The 17,663-nt window shown below is 61.2% G+C and carries 15 protein-coding genes; 12 read left to right on the top strand and 3 right to left on the bottom strand.

The genetic code is table 11. The features are described from left to right. Window positions 1-102: 102 nt before the first annotated feature. Window positions 103-1,326 (top strand): MFS transporter, encoded by a 1,224-nt coding sequence (locus tag PR017_RS07810; protein ID WP_111221831.1) that lies wholly within the window; start codon window positions 103-105, stop codon window positions 1,324-1,326. Here PR017_RS07810 and dgcA read toward each other — a convergent pair. Next, complete coding sequence (gene dgcA / locus PR017_RS07805) at window positions 1,278-2,261, bottom strand: N-acetyl-D-Glu racemase DgcA (RefSeq protein ID WP_111221832.1); 984 nt, start codon at window positions 2,259-2,261, stop codon at window positions 1,278-1,280. The two genes, PR017_RS07810 and dgcA, sit on opposite strands and share 49 nt — an antisense overlap. A 109-nt stretch (window positions 2,262-2,370) precedes the next feature. On the opposite strand from dgcA, the gene PR017_RS07800 reads away from it, so the two are divergent. The 4 genes from PR017_RS07800 to PR017_RS07785 are packed head-to-tail and all read left to right on the top strand — an operon-like array spanning window position 2,371 to window position 6,418. Beyond that, window positions 2,371-3,531 carry an ABC transporter permease gene (locus PR017_RS07800; protein ID WP_111221833.1) on the top strand — a complete coding sequence of 387 codons (1,161 nt, stop codon included), beginning with the start codon at window positions 2,371-2,373 and terminating at the stop codon, window positions 3,529-3,531. A gap of 46 nt (window positions 3,532-3,577) precedes the next feature. Then, complete coding sequence (locus PR017_RS07795) at window positions 3,578-4,399, top strand: ABC transporter ATP-binding protein (protein ID WP_111221834.1); 822 nt, start codon at window positions 3,578-3,580, stop codon at window positions 4,397-4,399. A gap of 4 nt (window positions 4,400-4,403) precedes the next feature. After that, window positions 4,404-5,774: an MlaD family protein gene (locus tag PR017_RS07790; RefSeq protein WP_111221835.1), complete on the top strand. Its 1,371-nt coding sequence runs from the start codon at window positions 4,404-4,406 to the stop codon at window positions 5,772-5,774. 32 nt (window positions 5,775-5,806) lie between these two features. Next, entirely contained in the window at window positions 5,807-6,418 is a 612-nt protein-coding gene (locus PR017_RS07785) for an ABC-type transport auxiliary lipoprotein family protein (protein WP_111221836.1), read from the top strand. Here PR017_RS07785 and PR017_RS07780 read toward each other — a convergent pair. Then, a complete protein-coding gene (locus PR017_RS07780) occupies window positions 6,415-6,822 on the bottom strand; it encodes an SRPBCC family protein (protein WP_111221837.1) in 408 nt (135 codons plus the stop codon). The genes PR017_RS07785 and PR017_RS07780 overlap by 4 nt on opposite strands. A 205-nt stretch (window positions 6,823-7,027) precedes the next feature. Between PR017_RS07780 and gndA the strand changes: the two genes are divergently transcribed. Next, window positions 7,028-8,455: an NADP-dependent phosphogluconate dehydrogenase gene (gene gndA / locus PR017_RS07775; protein ID WP_111221838.1), complete on the top strand. Its 1,428-nt coding sequence runs from the start codon at window positions 7,028-7,030 to the stop codon at window positions 8,453-8,455. Between the two features lie 91 nt (window positions 8,456-8,546). Here the strand turns inward: gndA and PR017_RS07770 are convergent, their stop codons facing one another. Next, window positions 8,547-9,587, bottom strand: a complete 1,041-nt coding sequence (locus PR017_RS07770; protein ID WP_111221839.1) for a LacI family transcriptional regulator — start codon at window positions 9,585-9,587, stop codon at window positions 8,547-8,549. 445 nt (window positions 9,588-10,032) lie between these two features. Between PR017_RS07770 and PR017_RS07765 the strand changes: the two genes are divergently transcribed. The 6 genes from PR017_RS07765 (at window position 10,033) to PR017_RS07740 (ending at window position 17,658) form a co-directional block, all read left to right on the top strand. Further along, a complete protein-coding gene (locus tag PR017_RS07765; RefSeq protein WP_111221840.1) occupies window positions 10,033-11,271 on the top strand; it encodes an ABC transporter substrate-binding protein in 1,239 nt (412 codons plus the stop codon). A gap of 64 nt (window positions 11,272-11,335) precedes the next feature. Further along, window positions 11,336-12,232, top strand: a complete 897-nt coding sequence (locus PR017_RS07760; protein WP_111221989.1) for a carbohydrate ABC transporter permease — start codon at window positions 11,336-11,338, stop codon at window positions 12,230-12,232. After that, a complete protein-coding gene (locus PR017_RS07755; RefSeq protein WP_111221841.1) occupies window positions 12,225-13,163 on the top strand; it encodes a carbohydrate ABC transporter permease in 939 nt (312 codons plus the stop codon). Before PR017_RS07760 ends, PR017_RS07755 begins: the two co-directional genes overlap by 8 nt. A 2-nt stretch (window positions 13,164-13,165) precedes the next feature. After that, window positions 13,166-14,257, top strand: coding sequence for an ABC transporter ATP-binding protein (locus tag PR017_RS07750; protein ID WP_111221842.1), 1,092 nt, complete (start codon window positions 13,166-13,168; stop codon window positions 14,255-14,257). A 95-nt stretch (window positions 14,258-14,352) separates the two neighbouring features. After that, window positions 14,353-16,809 carry a beta-mannosidase gene (locus PR017_RS07745; protein ID WP_111221843.1) on the top strand — a complete coding sequence of 819 codons (2,457 nt, stop codon included), beginning with the start codon at window positions 14,353-14,355 and terminating at the stop codon, window positions 16,807-16,809. Between the two features lie 87 nt (window positions 16,810-16,896). Next, entirely contained in the window at window positions 16,897-17,658 is a 762-nt protein-coding gene (locus PR017_RS07740) for a sugar phosphate isomerase/epimerase family protein (protein WP_111221844.1), read from the top strand. Window positions 17,659-17,663 lie beyond the last annotated feature (5 nt).

Here is a 17,663-nt window from a genome sequence, read left to right as displayed (position 1 = left end):
AAGGCCTTCCAGCTCTTTGAATTTCCCGCCGACCTGAAGGCGCCGTAGGCGCGATGGCGAATGCGTGGTAGGGGAATCAGCGGTTCCAAATCAGGCATTGTCATGATTCCCGCAACGATGACTTCGACGGGCAGGGAGGCTCCTGCCTATTTCCGGCTGCGCAGCGCCCTGTCCTATTGTGCCCCGCTGATCGTCAACGGCATCGCCCTGCCGTTCTTTCCTTTGTTCCTCGCGACACTGAAGTTCAACGACCAGCAGATCGGCATCATTCTCGCCCTGCCGATGGTCGTGCGCGTGCTGGTGGCGCCAGTCGTGGCGCTGTTTGCCGACAGGATGCGGGAGCGGGCGACCGTGCTTCTCTGGTCCGGGGGCCTGTCGCTGTTGACCGCGATCGCGCTGTTCTGGACCGACGACTTCGCGACCGTCCTGTTGGTCTATGCGCTGCAGGGCGCCACCTATGCGCCTTACCTGCCGGTGGTCGAGTCGATTACTATCTCGGGGGTCCGCCGCTGGGGCATCGATTACGGTTCGACCCGGGTGTGGGGATCGATCGCCTTCATTGTCTCGACGCTGATCGGCGGGCAGGTGATCGGCGCGTTCGGCGGCAGGATGGTTTTGCCGCTGATGGTCATTGGCTTCATCCTGACGACTGTGATGGCGCTCTATTGTCCCCGCATCGGGCCAACGCGGCGTCGCGGCCTGCCTCTCGACATCAAGGCGCCGCCCATCGGCAATGCGCTCAGGAACCCGCGCCTGCTGCTGACCATGATCGGCGTTTCGGTCCAGCAGGCAAGCCATGCGCTTTTCTACACATTCGCCTCGATCTACTGGCACCAGATCGGTTTTTCAGGCACGCAGGTGGGGATACTCTGGAGCGCCGGGGTGGCGGCCGAGGTGACGATCTTCTTCCTCTCCAAACGGCTGGGGCGCCGGTTCAGTGCCTGGACCCTGATGCGCTTTGGCGCGGCGATGTGCGTCTGCCGGTGGATCGTCTTTCCGATGGACCTCGGCTTTGCCGGTCACTTCGTGCTGCAGTGCTTTCACGCCTTCACCTATGCCTGCGTCCATATCGGGGTGCAGCGCCGCATCGTGGCGACGGTGCAGGAGACGCAGGAGGCCTCCGCGCAGGGCGTCTACTTCTTCTATAACGGCATGTGCCTCGGCATCGCGACCATCGCCTCCGGCTATGTCTACGGCTGGCTCGGCACCTCGGGTTTCTACCTGATGGCGCTGATCGCGGCTGCCGGGCTCGCCATGATCGTCGTCGCCTCCCGCCTTCAGCCCCACAATTCCGAGAGCGGCGGAAAGACCAGCGAACCCTCGTAGCGCAATCCCGGTTCGCGGTCGCGGGCAAGCAGCAGCGGTCCGTCGAGATCGACGAAGGCTGCGTCCTGCGCCAGCATCAGCGCCGGTGCCATCGCCAGCGATGTGCCCACCATGCAGCCGACCATGATCCGGAAGCCCAGACGCTCGCCCTCTGCCTTCATGCGGAGTGCCTCCGTCAGCCCGCCTGTCTTGTCGAGCTTGATGTTGATGGCGTCGTAGCGGTCGCGCAGGCTTTCGAGATCGCCGGTGTGATGGACGCTTTCGTCGGCGCAGACGGGGACGGGCCTTCTGATAGTTGCCAGCAGCCTGTCGTTGCCGGCGGGCAGGGGCTGCTCGACCAAGGCAATCCCGGCCTCGGCGGAGATCTCGAGGTGGCGGGCAAGATTGTCTTCCGTCCATCCTTCATTCGCATCGAGGATGATCGCCGATTGCGGCGCTGCCATGCGTACCGCGCAGATACGGCTTTCGTCATCGGAGGTGCCGATCTTGACTTTAAGCAGGGCGCGGTGCGCCTGTGCGCCGGCTGCCGCCGCCATAACCTCGGGCTCGCCCAGCGAAATCGTAAAGGCGGTCGTGCGCGGTTCCATCGTCGAAAGGCCGATGGTCCGCGCCACCGATATACCGGTGCGCTTTGCCTCGAGATCCCAGAGCGCGCAGTCGACGGCGTTTCTAGCAGCGCCGGGCTTCATGACGACCGCCAACTCTTCGCGAGTCATGCCCGATGCGACGGCAGTCCGGACCGACTCGATCTCCGAAATGACGCTTTCGATTGTCTCGCCGTAGCGCCGATAAGGCACGCATTCGCCACTTCCCTGCCATTCGCTCTCGCTAATGTTGCATGTGACGACCTCCGCTGTGGTCTTACTGCCACGCGAAATGGTGAATGTGCCGGCGATCGGCCAGGAATTCATTTGGACATTGAGAAGGCGTGACATATCTGCTCTTTCTGCGGCACGAGACTGTAGATCGTTTCTGTATAGTCGCGTAATGACCGGGATGCGATACATCGCTGAGTCGGCATGATGCCGCCAATCTGAAAGACGCATGAGTTTGAGCGTAGCTGAAAACATACCGGATGCGCCGACGATCGACGATGAAGCCGATGGTTCCGGTCATCGTTACCGGCTTGCAGGCAATTGGCGCAGCGCGAGCATCCACGGCGTGCTGCGACGAATAGACGACCTTTCCAAGCGCACGAGCGGCGGTGACGTCGTTATCGATCTCACTGGCCTGTCCGATGTCGATACTGCGGGCGTGCTGCTGATCCGCAGGCTGAAGCTCAGCCAGGAATCGCACGATGCGACCGTCACGATCGAAGGATCGAACGACCACATCGACGAACTGCTGAAATCGTTCGACGAGGATGCAAGCGAGATCGCGGCCCAGGAAAAACCGAAAGTGCCGCTGCTTGACCGGATATTCTCGCCGATGGGTGAGAAAGTCGCTGAGCTCGGCAGCTTCTTCGTGGCCGCCATGTACATCCTCGGCTCGGCCGTTCGCGGTGCGCAGCTGAAGCTTGGTCGCGGCAGTGGCGTTTCTCCGGCATCCATCGTCAACCAGCTCGATCACATGGGCGTTCGCGCCGTGCCGATCATCCTGGTAATGTCCTATCTGATCGGTGCGATCATCGCCCAGCAGAGCGCCTTCCAGCTGCGCTATTTCGGTGCGGAAGTTTTCGTGGTCGATCTGGTCGGCATCCTGCAGCTGCGCGAAATCGGCGTGCTGCTGACCGCCATCATGATCGCCGGCCGTTCGGGCAGCGCGATCACGGCCGAAATCGGCTCGATGAAGATGCGCGAAGAAGTCGATGCGCTGAAGGTCATGGGCCTGAACCCGATCGGCGTGCTGATCTTTCCGCGGCTGGTGGCGCTGACCATTGCCCTGCCGCTGCTGACGGTTCTGGCCAACTTTGCATCGCTACTGGGTGCCGCGACCGTCACCTACACCTATTCGGGCATAACCTTCGCGACGTTTATTGCCCGTCTGCACGAGGCGATCAGCGTATCGACGGTGATTTCGGGTATGATCAAGGCGCCTTTCATGGCGCTGGTGATCGGTATCGTCGCCGCAGTCGAAGGCCTGAAGGTCGGCGGCAGCGCCGAGTCCCTCGGTCAGCACGTCACATCTTCCGTTGTGAAGTCGATCTTCGTCGTCATCATGATGGACGGTGTGTTTGCCATCTTCTACGCCGCAATCGATTTTTAAGGACCAGCATTTGGACGCGCCTCAGCCAGACCGGGATGACACACAGATGGAACGCGCCGCGGATGGCCGCGACGTCGTGCTGTCGGCGCGTGGCGTCACGGTGAACTTCGGCCCGAAAATCGTGCTCGACAAGCTCGATCTCGATATCTATCGCGGCGAAATCCTCGGCTTCGTCGGTCCGTCCGGTGCCGGCAAGTCGGTGCTCATGCGCACCGTGCTGCGGCTTCTGCCGCGCAGCGCCGGGACGATCAAAATTCTCGGCACAGACTACGATTCGCTCGACGAATCGAACCGCAACAAGCTCGACATGCGTCTCGGCGTGCTTTTTCAGCAAGGGGCGCTGTTTTCCTCACTGACGGTGAAGGAAAACATCCAGGTGCCGATGCGCGAATATCTCGACCTGCCGGTTTCGATGATGGACGAGCTTGCGCACATGAAGATCCGTCTTGCCGGTCTCGCCTCGGATGCCGCCGACAAATATCCGTCGGAACTGTCGGGCGGCATGATCAAGCGTGCGGCGCTGGCACGGGCGCTGGCGCTCGATCCGGATCTGGTGTTCCTCGACGAGCCGACCTCCGGCCTCGACCCTATCGGTGCCGCGCAATTCGACGAACTGATCGCCAAGCTGCGCGATACGCTAGGCCTTACCGTCTACATGGTTACCCACGACCTCGACAGCCTGTTTTCCGTCTGCGACCGCATAGCCGTCCTCGGCGAGAAGCGCGTCCTGATCGAGGGAACGGTCGATGATATGCTTGCTTGCGACGAGCCTTGGGTAAAATCCTATTTCCGCGGCAAACGGGCTCGCACCGTCGTCCGCCATGAAGAGACTGCAGAAACCGGCAACCAGCGCCGCGAGAAGAACTGAGATCATGGAAACCAGAGCAAACTACACGATCGTCGGAATTTTCACCGTCCTGGTCATCGCCGCAGCATTCGGCTTCGTCTACTGGATGGCCGAATACGGCCGTGGCGGCACGATGACAGAACTGATCGTGCGTATCCCGGGATCCGCCAACGGTCTCAGCGTCGGCTCGCCAGTGCGCTTCAACGGCATCCAGGTCGGCAGCGTCAAGACGCTTTCGATCGATGCCGACGACCCCCGCTACTCTCTGGCCTTCACCGAAGTCCGGGCCGATGCGCCGGTCTATGAGACGACCAAGGCGGTTCTCGAAATCCAGGGCCTGACGGGCGCTGCCTATATCGAACTCTCCGGTGGTCGCACCGGCGACGAGAACATCCTCAAGCGCTCGCTCGATACGGGCAAGCGGGCCGTTCTGTTGGCCGACCAGTCGAGCGTCACCAACCTGCTGGCGACCGCCGACAAGATCATGGACCGCGCCAACGACACTATCGGCGATTTCCAGGGCTTCGTGAAGGATGCCCGTGGGCCGCTCACCGATACAGTCAAGAACGCCAACACCTTCTCCAAGGCGCTTGCCGACAATGCTGGCAACATCGATCAGTTCCTGGCCAGCGCCGGCGAACTTTCCAAGACATTCAGCAGCGTCTCCGGCAAGATCAATTCGACGCTCGACGCCGTCGAGAAGCTTGTGCGTGCCGTCGATGCCCAAAGCATCAACGACGTGGTCAAGAACGTCGACAAGCTGACGGCCAATGTGGCCGATGCGTCCAGCAACCTGAAGGCGACGATCACCAGCATCAAGGAAACGTCGGATACCTACAACGAATTCGGCAAGAAGGCTCAGCTGACGCTCGACAAGGTCGACCAGTTGGTGGCCTCGATCGATCCTTCGAAGATCAAGGGCTCGGTTGACGATATCTCGCAGGCGACCAAGGATGCCCGCGTCGCCGTCGCCTCGATCCGCGATATCACCGCCAGCGTGTCAGCCAAGCAGGCCGAGATCAGCCAGACGATCCAGGATGTGTCGCAGATGGCGAACAAGCTGAATTCGGCTTCGACTCGCGTCGATGGCATCCTGATCAAGGTCGATGCGCTCTTGGGAACCGACAACACCCAGTCGCTGTTTACGGAAGCACGTGACACGCTGGAATCGTTCAAGAAGGTCGCCGACAGCATCAATTCGCGGATCGGACCGATCGCCGACAACCTGCAGCGCTTTTCGGCCGGTGGCCTGAACGACGTGCAGACGCTGGTCAACGATACAAGGCGGACGGTACAGAATCTGAACGACACGATCAGCAATTTCGACAAGAACCCGCAGCGCCTGCTGTTCGGTGGCGACACCGTCAAGCAGTATAACGGGCGGACACGGCATTGACCGGCGGTAAGGTTTCAAGGGGTAGGCGCAGCATGTTCGAATATGGTTCGGTTCAGGGTTGGTTGACCGCACGCAGGTCCGCAGTGGCTTTGCCGTTGGTGGCGGTGCTGTTGACGGCCTGTGGTGGTGGCGCCAAGAACGATACGTTCGATCTGGCTGCCAATGTCAGCGGCAAGGGTCCGGCAGCCCATGGCAAGCAGATCCTGGTACCTGCACCGACGGCACTCAGCGCCATCGACAGCAACCAGATCGTTGTGCGGGTCAGCGGCTCCGAGTTGCAGTATCTCGCCAAGGCGCAGTGGAGCGACAAGCTCAGCCGCATGGTGCAGTCGAAGCTGGTGGAAGCATTCGAGAATTCCGGCAAGGTCGGCGGCGTCGGCGTTCCCGGCCAGGGTCTGGCAATCGATTACCAGGTCGTGACCGATATCCGCGCGTTCGAGATCGATACCTCCAAGCAGGCAGCTGTCGTCGAGATCTCGGCCAAGATCCTCAACGACAAGACCGGCACCGTGCGCAAGCAGGACGTCTTCCGCGTTGCCGTTCCGACGACCGGCACGACCAACGACGCCTATGTCAAGTCGCTCGACAAGGCCTTCGCATCCGTGTCGGCTCAGATCGTCGACTGGACGCTGAAAAGCATCTAGGGCGCTTCGCGCTCCATCAGCCCCTTCAGCGTCGCCAGATCCCTGGCGACGTGTTCGGCATCCGCTTCGAACTGCGCATCCGTCATGCCTTCGACGCGCAGCAGGGTGAACATAACTTCGCACCCGGCGCCATTCCGCACGACCCTCAATGCATTGTAGAATTGCCGGCCGGAAGGCCCGGTGACGGTATGGTCGATGACGCCGAAGTCGTTCGGCGGCGTAAAGGTGATCCGCACAGCGCCAAGCGCACCGGCCGCGATCCAGTCAGCACCGTCGGCCACGAGGGCGGTCGCCAGGCCGGATGCCCAAAGGGGCATGTTTTCCGGTTTCGACGCGAAGTCGTAGACCGCCCGCCAGTCGCGATGGATGGTCACGTGGACAATCTTTGCCGTCATTGCGGACATCTTTCCCTCCTGGCGTCGCCTTGTTCCTGTGAGGTTCCGCGATATAGGCGAAGTGCCGCAATCTGCGGCCGCAAAACCCCTTGCCCGATCCTACGGTAATCCTGCCTGGTTCTGTCAATCGATCCGTTTTGAACATGGCAAGGCTTGCCCATGGCCGATGGTGGTGCGACAAAGTCCGTCCAGGTTTCAACAAGGGAGAGTTGTCGTGGAAAAGGCAGAAATCGGTCTCATCGGCCTCGCGGTCATGGGGTCCAACCTCGCACTCAATATCGCCGAAAAAGGCAACCGTATCGCCGTGTTCAATCGGACCACCTCAGTTACCGACGAGTTCTACGAGAGTGCGGGAGACCTCAAGAAGCAGATCATCCCATGCCGGACGATCGAGGAGTTCGTCGAGGCCATCCGGCCGCCACGGCCGATCATCATCATGATCAAGGCCGGCGAACCCGTCGACCAGCAGATGGCGGCTCTGCAGCCGCATTTGTCCAAGGGCGACATCATGATCGATGCCGGCAACGCTAATTTCCGCGACACCATGGCCCGCTTCGACCGGCTCAAGGACACCGAGCTGACGTTTATCGGCATGGGCGTCTCCGGCGGCGAGGAGGGTGCCCGCCACGGCCCGTCGATCATGGTCGGCGGCACCGAGGAAAGCTACAAGCGCGTCGAGAAGGTGCTGACCTCGATCTCGGCCAAATACAACGGCGAGGACTGCTGCGCCTGGCTCGGCACAGACGGTGCAGGCCATTTCGTCAAGACTGTCCACAACGGCATCGAATATGCCGACATGCAGATGATCGCCGAGATCTACGGCATCCTGCGCGACGGTCTCGGCAAGACCGCGGACGAGATCAGCAAGATTTTCGGCGACTGGAACAAGGGTCGTCTGAACTCCTACCTCATCGAGATCACCGAGAAGGTGCTGGCGGCGAAGGACCCGACCACCGGGACTGCGATGCCTGACATCATCCTCGACAAGGCCGGCCAAAAGGGCACCGGCAAGTGGTCGGTGATCGAAGCGCAGAACATGGGTATCCCGGCGACTGCCATCGAGGCGGCCGTGGCTGCCCGTAGCCTGTCGTCGATGAAGGAGCAGCGCGAGGCTGCCGAAAAGATCTTCGGCGCACCGACGAACGAATTTCCGATGACATTCGGCGCGGATCTGCTGAACGATCTGGAAATGGCCCTGTTCGCGGCAAAGATCGGCGCCTATGCGCAGGGCTTCGCCGTCATGGCCGAGGCATCGCGCCAGTTCGACTGGTCGCTGCCGATGCCGGTGATTGCCAAGATCTGGCGCGCCGGCTGCATCATTCGCTCGCAATTCCTCGATGAAATCACCAGCGCCTTCACCAAGGCGCCGGATGCCGCCAACCTGGTGGTGACGCCGGCCTTCTCCGACATGGTCAAGGAATCGCTGCCATCGCTGCGCCGCATCGTCTCCGCCGCCGTGACTGCCGGTCTGCCGGTTCCAGCACTCGCCTCGGCACTCGGATATTTCGACGCCTATCGCCAGGCGCGGGGTACCGCCAACCTGATCCAGGCCCAGCGCGATTTCTTCGGCGCACACGGGTTCGACCGGGTCGATGGCAAGGATATCCACCACGGTCCGTGGGGCAGCGGCGCACAGGGCTGATTTCGGCCGATCTACCATCGAAAATATGAGAGAGCCCGCCGAGCGTTTCGGCGGGCTTTTTTCGTCGGGTTAGACCAAATCCCTACGTCGTCTATGAGGCGTCCGGCCATACGGGGGCGCTGATGCTTTGCAGCTCGGCCGGCCCGGTGCCGTCGATGCTGCGGATCAGCGAGCGCGCCAGTTCGCGGCCGGCGTGACGCACGTCCTCGTAGATCGTGACGATCTCGGGCCTGATCCAGTTCAGGATATGGCTCGACTGCTTGGCGACCATGTCGATATCGTGCCCGAGCCGCATGCCGGCTGCCTCAATGCCCGCATTGACGGCAATAGCGCCGCCGCCGGCCGTGGAGACGATACCATCCGGCGGATTTGCAGAGCGCATCAGCTGCTCGACAGCGTTGCGAATGTCTTCCAGCGGCGCATCGATGGTGATCTTCAGCGGGACTTCCTCAGCACCGTAGTGGAGCAAGCCGCTCTGGAAACCGTCGCGCGTGTGGGTGTAGTAGGACAGCCGCGCAGGCGGAGCGAGCAGGGCGATGCGGCGGCGGCCCTTGGCGGTGAGCGCCCGGACCGCCTCTTCGGCGAAGGCCTCGTTGTCGAAATCGTGGAACGGGTGGACGATGCCCATGTCGGTGCGGCCATGGGTGACGAAGGGCAGGTTGCGGTCCGCAAGCAGCCGAACGCGCGGATCGTCCGGCTCGGTGCGAGAAATGATGACGCCGTCGGCCGACCCGGTGTCGAGAATGTATCGGACAGGAATCATCGGATCGCGGTCGTGGGAATAGGGTGTCACCACGAGGTGATACTGCGTTCCGGACAGGACCTCGGAAATGCCGAACACCATCTGGCTGGTGAAACCGAGGATTTCCTCATCGATGCTGAGCACGAGGGCAATGACGTTGGTCTTGCCGGTGCGCAGGCGCACACCCGCGCGGTTCGGCTGATAGCCGAGCTGGCGGGCGACCATTTTGACCCGTTCCTTCGTTTCCGCGCCAATATCGGAGGCGTCCTTCAACGCCCTCGAAACGGTCGTGATGCCGAGGCCCGTCATGAAAGCGATGGTTTTCAGGGTCGGTCGTTCGCGGATCGCAGCTGGGCGCCGGTCTCCTTCTGAATTTTCTTGATTGTCCATGCTGTCCAACGCCGTTCCTGATGGGACGCCTTAGTATGACGGCGCTTGGACCGCAAGCGTCAACGGATGGGCCGGTGGCAATCTGAAGCCCTAAATCTGTAACGATACAGCTGCGATGTCGACCCCATATTTTACTTTTCTTCGGCGAACTCCTCCACCTTCGCTATGTCTGCTGCGATGCCGCAAATTTGTGCGAATGCGAAATAACCACTAAAATGGAGGGGTCGCGTCTCGTAGAAAAACACATTGAATCAACGTATTGGTGGTCATTTAAGGCTTGAAATTGACGTGCCGTTTTTCTATGCGCTACGCTCGTTTTTGCTTAGACGATACTCATAATGAGGAGGGTGGGCGTTTTTCTGAGAAAATTGCGCCCAGGTGGTTGCGCCCTCAAAACGATTGTTCTACGTTTTTACTGTAACGTTTCAGTGAGGGAGGAGAACTCATGAATATGCGTTTTTTGACGGTTGCCATGCTGGCTTCCGTGGCGCTTTCGGCCGTTTCGGCGAAGGCTACAGATCTTGAAGTGACGCATTGGTGGACGTCCGGCGGGGAGGCTGCGGCGGTCAAGGAGTTTGCGAAAGCATTCGATGCGACAGGCAACCATTGGGTGGACGGTGCCATTGCCGGTTCCGGTGATACGGCCCGGCCAATCATGGTCTCGCGCATTACCGGCGGCAAGCCGATGGGTGCCACGCAGTTCAATCATGGTCGTCAGGCAGAAGAACTCGTCCAGGCCGGCTTGATGCGCGATCTCAACGATGTCGCGACGAAGGAAAACTGGAAGTCGGTCATCAACCCGCCATCGCTTCTCGATGGATGCACCGTCGATGGCAAGATCTACTGCGTCCCGGTCAACATCCATGCCTGGCAGTGGCTGTGGCTGTCGAACGCCGCTTTCGAAAAGGCTGGCGTCGCTGTTCCGAAGAACTGGGATGAGTTCGTCGCGGCCGGTCCGGCGCTGCAGAAGGCCGGCATTCTTCCGCTGGCGCTGGGTCAGCAGTCCTGGCAGGTCACCGGACTGTTCAACAACCTGCTTCTCGCCCTCGGCGGCAAGGACCTCTATCTCAATGTCTATGAGAAGAAGGACGCAAAAGCAGCGGCCGGTCCGGAAATGGCCAAGATCTTCAAGGCTGCGGACGACGCCCGCAAGCTGGCCAAGGGTTCCAACGTGCAGGACTGGAACCAGGCAACCAACCTCGTGATCACCGGCAAGGCCGGGGCGCAGTCGATGGGCGACTGGGCGCAGGGCGAGTTCCAGGTGGCCAATCAGGTCGCCGGCAAGGACTATACCTGCCTCGTCGGTCTCGGTGCCGCCGATCCGTATATCAGCACAGGCGGCGATTCGATCTACTTCCCCAAGCTTGCCGACGCCGACCAGTCCAAGGCGCAGGAAGTGCTCGCTTCCGTGATGATGTCGCCTGCAGGCCAGCTCGCCTTCAATCTCAAGAAGGGTTCCATGCCGGTTCGTGGCGACGTCGACCTGACGGCCGCCAATGACTGCATGAAAAAGGGTCTGGCTGTCCTGAACAAGGGCAATGTCGTCAAAAGTACGGACGAATTGATTACTCCGGACACGACGACGCAGCTCAACAACCTGATGACGCAGTTCTTCAACGACGCCAGCATCAAGCCTGAAGATGGGCAGAAGAGCTATGCCGAAATCATCGGCAGCGCCGAATAAGCTCGCTTTGGTGCCGGCCCCGCAGGGCCGGCCACTCTTTCCGAGACAGGACCGCGAGGCCCCCATGCCCCAGAATGCTCGCCCGAGGCAGCTTTTCAAAAATCTCAACGCCAAGGTCGCTTCCATCCCGATGATCCTGACGGCGCTCTGCGTCTTCACCGGCGGAACGATCTGGACCGTCGTTTATTCGTTCACCAACTCGAAGCTTCTGCCCCGGCTCAATTTTGTCGGTCTGGACCAGTATCGCCGGCTGTGGGGGACACAGCGCTGGCTGATCTCCATCGAGAACCTGGCGATCTATGGAATATTGTCGCTGATCTTCAGCCTGCTGATTGGCTTTATCCTGGCCGCCCTGATGGACCAGAAGATACGGTTCGAAAACACCTTCCGAACGATCTTCCTCTACCCGTTCGCGATGTCCTTCATCGTCACCGGGCTCGTCTGGCAATGGATCCTCAACCCGGAATTCGGCATCCAGCACATCGTGCGCGGCATGGGCTTTTCGACCTTCACTTTCGATCCGCTCTATGACCAGAGGATCGTCATCTACGGTGTGCTGATCGCCGGTCTCTGGCAAGGCACCGGGCTCGTCATGTGCCTGATGCTCGCCGGCCTGCGCGGTATCGACGAGGATATCTGGAAGGCGGCCCGGGTGGACGGCATCCCGATGTGGAAAACCTACCTGCTGATCATCATCCCGATGATGCGCCCGGTCTTCATCACCACTTTGGTGATCATCACCAGCGGCATCGTTAAACTTTACGACCTGGTTGTCGCGCAGACGGGGGGCGGGCCCGGGATCGCGTCGGAAGTTCCCGCCAAATATGTCTACGACCTCATGTTCCTGGCTCAAAATCTCGGCCAGGGTTTCGCGGCCTCGACGATGATGTTGATCTCGGTGGTGATCGTCGTCGTCCCATGGGCCTATCTCGAATTTGGCGGAGGCCGGAAGAATGCCTGACGTGCTCGTAGTCAATCAACCGGCCCCCGGCATGGCGGCACCGCGTGCGCTTTCCGGCCCGAGCGGTGCCAAGCCCCGGCGGATCGTTTCGCCCCGCAACATCATGCTCTACGGCACGCTGTTCGTTGTCGCTGCCTACTATCTCCTGCCGCTCTACGTGATGATCGTCACGTCGCTGAAGGGCATGCCCGAGATCCGGATGGGCAACATCTTCTCGCCGCCGATGGAGATCACGTTCGAGCCCTGGGTGAAGGCGTGGTCATCCGCCTGCACCGGTCTCAATTGCGACGGACTGAGCCGCGGGTTCTGGAATTCGGTCAGGATCACCCTGCCGTCGGTGCTGATTTCGATCGCAATCGCCTCGGTCAACGGCTATGCGCTCGCCAACTGGCGCTTCAAGGGAGCCCAGCTGTTCTTCACGATCCTGATCTTCGGCGCCTTCGTGCCCTATCAGGTCATGCTCTACCCGATCGTCATCATGCTTCGCTCGATAGGGCTTTACGGCTCGCTGACGGGACTGGTGCTGGTGCACTCGGTCTTCGGCATGCCGATCCTGACGCTGCTTTTCCGCAACTACTTCACATCCCTGCCGCAGGAATTGTTCAAGGCGGCCCGCGTCGATGGCGCAGGCTTCTGGGGCATCTACTTCAAGATCATGGTGCCGATGTCGCTGCCGATCTTCGTCGTCGCGATGATCCTACAGGTCACGGGTATTTGGAACGACTTCCTGTTCGGGGTCGTCTACACGACGCCGGATCTCTATCCGATGACGGTGCAGTTGAACAACATCGTCAATTCCGTTCAGGGCGTGAAGGAATACAACGTCAATATGGCCGCAACGATCCTCACCGGCCTCGTTCCGCTGATCGTCTATTTCGTCTCGGGACGGCTTTTCGTCCGGGGCATTGCCGCCGGCGCAGTAAAGGGTTGATCATGACATCCAGTGTTTCCATTCGCGATCTGTCGCTCAATTTCGGCGCGGTCAATGTCCTGCAGAACCTCAACCTCGAAATCGAAGACGGCGAGTTCCTGGTGCTTCTCGGCTCGTCCGGTTGCGGCAAGTCAACGCTTTTGAACTGCATTGCCGGGTTACTCGATATCTCCGACGGTCAGATCTTCATCAAGGACAAGAACGTCACCTGGGAAGAGCCCAAGGATCGCGGCATCGGCATGGTGTTCCAGTCCTACGCGCTCTATCCGCAGATGACGGTCGAAAAAAACCTGTCCTTCGGCCTGCGCGTGGCGCGTCTGCCGAAGGCGGAGATCGAAAAGCGCATCGCAAGGGCCGCCGAGATCCTGCAGATCCAGCCGCTGCTGAAGCGCAAGCCGGCCGAACTCTCGGGCGGCCAGCGGCAGCGCGTTGCCATCGGCCGGGCGCTGGTGCGCGATGTCGATGTCTTCCTGTTCGACGAACCGCTGTCCAACCTCGATGCAAAGCTGCGCTCCGAACTGCGGGTCGAAATCAAGCGGCTGCACCATGCGCTGAAGAACACGATGATCTACGTCACCCATGACCAGATCGAGGCTCTGACGCTCGCCGACCGCATCGCCATCATGAAGAACGGCGTCATCCAGCAGCTCGACGATCCCACCACGATCTATAATGCGCCGCGCAACCTTTTCGTCGCCGGCTTCATCGGCTCGCCGTCGATGAACTTCCTGCGTGGCGAGCTGGTCGAGCGCGACGGCAAGGTGGCTTTCTCGACCAACGGCGTGGACTTCACGCTCGACGGCTATGCTGCCTCCGAGCCGCTTGTGGCGGGGCGCAAGGTCGTGCTCGGGCTGCGTCCGGAGCATATCGGGGTGAACGAGGCCGCCGGTCCCGGTGCTGAAGTCCACGATGCGGTCGTCGATATCGAAGAGCCGATGGGGGCCGACAATCTTTTGTGGATCAAACATGCCGGCCACATCATGTCGGTGCGCATCAACGGCGCGCGACGCTTCAAGCCGGGCGCGGCGATCAAGCTGATTTTCGACATGTCTGTGGCCTCGGTCTTCGACGCTGCGACAGAATTGCGGATCTAGGGGCGACTTCTCCGTTCAGTCATGCCCTGCTGGCAAACGACTGAGCGAAGAAAGAGCGAGAGGCGCTTTCGGCGTTGAACTTAGGAAATGACGGCATGACGGATACCGAAACTTCGATCGATCTCGCCGGCCCATGGCAGCTGACATCACCGGGCAGTGACCACCGGGCAGAAATCCAGATCCCTGGCGATGTCCATTCGGCACTGCAGGCGGCAGGTATCATTGTCGACCCCTATGTTGGGCGCAACGAGGAGGTCGTCCAATGGGTGGCGCATCGAGACTGGGTGCTGCAGCGGCGCTTTGTGCTCGGCGAGGTCGACGGTGACTGGTATCTGGATATCGACTCTCTGGACACGGTAGCGACGATCTCGATCAACGACACCGTCGTGCTTGAGGCGGACAACTGCTTTCGCCGCTACCGTCCCGATGTTTCCAAGGCTCTGCGACCAGGCGAAAACACGCTCAGCATCGTGCTGCATTCCAGCATTGCAGTTGGCACCGCCTTGCAGGAGAAGCAGCCCTTCTACATTCCCTACCATCCCGGCAATTCTCCCATCGCCAACGGCAACATGCTGCGCAAGCCGCAGAGCCATTTCGGCTGGGACTGGAACATCGCCATCGCGCCGCTCGGACTTTACGGCACGGTAGCTCTGCGCCGGCTGGAGACGGCGCGGATCGAGAGTGTGACGACGCGCCAGATGCACAACGACGACGGAACCGTCGATCTGCTGGTGACGGCGGCCTTGTTTGCCGGCCGGCAGGGGGTGGCACAGCTCTATTTCGAACTGGACGGCGAGCGGGTGCGGCTTGATTGCGGCGTGGTGGCCGGCGAGACCGCCATTACCCACGTCTTCCATATCGACGAACCGAGGCTCTGGTGGCCGGCCGGCAGCGGCGAGCCGGCGCTCTATAGGCTGTCGGTCGAAACCGGAAACGAGGTGGTGACACGGCAGATCGGGCTTCGCACCATCGAGCTGATCACCGACAAGGATGCGGCCGGCAGCCGGTTTGCCTTCAAGGTCAACGGTCGCGAGATCTTCTGCCGCGGTGCCAACTGGATCCCCGCCGATGCGCTGTTCTCGCGCTCGAGCCGGGAAAAGACCGAGGACCTGCTGCAGTCTGCAGCCGATGTGCACATGAACATGATCCGGGTGTGGGGCGGCGGCTTCTACGAGGCCGACTGGTTCTACGACATCTGCGACCGGCTCGGCCTGATGGTCTGGCAGGACTTCATGTTCGCCTGCAATCTCTATCCCTCGACCGGGGACTTTCTCGACAATGTCGCGGCCGAGGTGACGTATCAGGTGAAGCGGCTGGCCAGCCATCCCTCGATCGCGCTCTGGTGCGGCGACAACGAACTGGTGGGCGCGCTCACCTGGTTCGAGGAATCGCGCAAGGATCGCGACCGCTACCTGGTCTCATACGACCGGCTCAACCGGACCATCGAGCTTGCCATGAAGCAGGCGGCGCCGGAGGCGATCTGGTGGCCGTCGAGCCCGGCCTCGGGCTATCTCGATTTCGGCGATGCCTGGCATGCCGATGGCTCCGGCGACATGCACTACTGGTCGGTCTGGCACGAGAACAAGAGCTTTGACAATTACCGCTCCGTGCGCCCGCGCTTCTGCTCGGAATTCGGCTTCCAGTCCTACACCTCGCTGCCGGTCATCCGGACCTATGCCGAGCCGAAGGACATGAACGTCGCATCGCCGGTGATGGAGCTTCACCAGAAGAACGCCGGTGGCAACGAGCGGATCGCGGCAACGATGTTCCGCTATTTCCGCTTTCCCAAGGATTTCGCCAATTTCGTCTATCTCAGCCAGATCCAGCAGGCGCTGGCGATCCAGACGGCGGTCGATTACTGGCGCTCGCTGAAGCCCCATTGCATGGGGACGATCTACTGGCAGCTGAATGACACCTGGCCCGTCGCGTCCTGGTCCAGCCTCGATTATGGCGGGCGCTGGAAGGCGATGCACTACATGGTGCGACGCTTCTTCCAGCCGGTCGCTGTCGCCGCGATCCCCACCGAGGACAAGGGGACGATCCGGATGTCCGTCGTCAACGACACGCTTGACGAGGTCAGCATCGACCTCGCTCTGCACGTCATCACCATGTCCGGCGAGGTTAGGCCGATGACGTCGGTGCAGGCGACCTGCGGTCCGGATGCTGCCGTCATCGCCTTCGAGGTCGATGCCGCGGCGATTGCTCCCGGCTGCGTTCTCGGATGGACATTCACCGCTTCGAACGGCATGGGCGGGCAGGGGCATTACGTCCACGGCACCTACAAGGCGCTGGAACTCGAGCCATCGGGCCTCAGCGTCCGGCGCATCGAGCGCACGGAGGACGGGGCGGTCGAAATGACGCTCACCGCCAGCGGACTTGCACTTTTCGTCATGATCGAGAGCGAGACGGACGGGCGTTATTCCGACAACGCATTCGATCTTACGGCCGGCGAGACGCGGCTGGTCAGGTTCATGCCGTTCCTGCCGATGGCGTCCGACGCCATGCCGGAGTTCCGTTTCTACGACCTGCAGTCCTGCCAATCGCTGGACTGACCCCAATCACGTTGCTGCCATCGGCGGCACCCCGACCGGCGCAAGCCGGCCAAGACGACAGGCCGAACGGCCATGGAGGAGAAAGCAATGACGACACTTGGTTTTCAGCTTTACAGCGCCCGCGAGTTCCCGCCCTTTTCCGACGTATTCGCCAAGGTTGCCAAGGCCGGTTACACGGAGGTCGAGGGCTATGGCGCGATGTATGCCAGCCTCGACGATGCCGGCCTGAAGGCGATGCGTGCCGATCTCGACAGCAACGGTCTGACCATGCCGACCGGACACTTCGGCCTCGACCTGCTGGAGAGCAACCCGGAGCGTGCCCTCGAGATTGCCGGCGTGCTCGGCATCGAGTCGATCTACGCACCCCACATCATGCCTGACCAGCGGCCCTCGGACGCAAAGGGCTGGCATGCATTTGGCGCCCGGCTGGAGGCGGCGGGCCGCCGGTTCAAGAATGCCGGCCTCGATTTCGGCTGGCACAACCATGATTTCGAGTTCGTCAAGCTTGCCGATGGCTCGACGCCGATGGAACACATCATGGCGGGTGGCCCCGGCCTTTCGTGGGAAGCCGATCTCGCCTGGGTGGTGCGCGGCGGCGCCGATCCGTTCGCATGGATCGAGACGCTGGGTCCGCGCATCACCGCCGTCCATGTCAAGGACATCGCACCGGCCGGCGAAAACACGGACGAGGGCGGTTGGGCCGACGTTGGCCACGGCACGCTCGACTGGGCCAAGCTGATGCAGGCCCTGAAGTCGACGGGCGCCCGCCATTATGTGGTGGAGCATGATAATCCCAACGATCTCGACCGCGTCGTGACGCGCTCTATCGCATCGTTCAAGACCTACTGATCGGA

The sequence above is a fragment of the Rhizobium tumorigenes genome (genome assembly GCF_003240565.2).
GTDB lineage: Bacteria > Pseudomonadota > Alphaproteobacteria > Rhizobiales > Rhizobiaceae > Rhizobium > Rhizobium tumorigenes.
The sequence above is the reverse complement of the archived record's forward strand: the minus strand, read 5'-3'. Positions and strand labels throughout refer to the sequence as shown.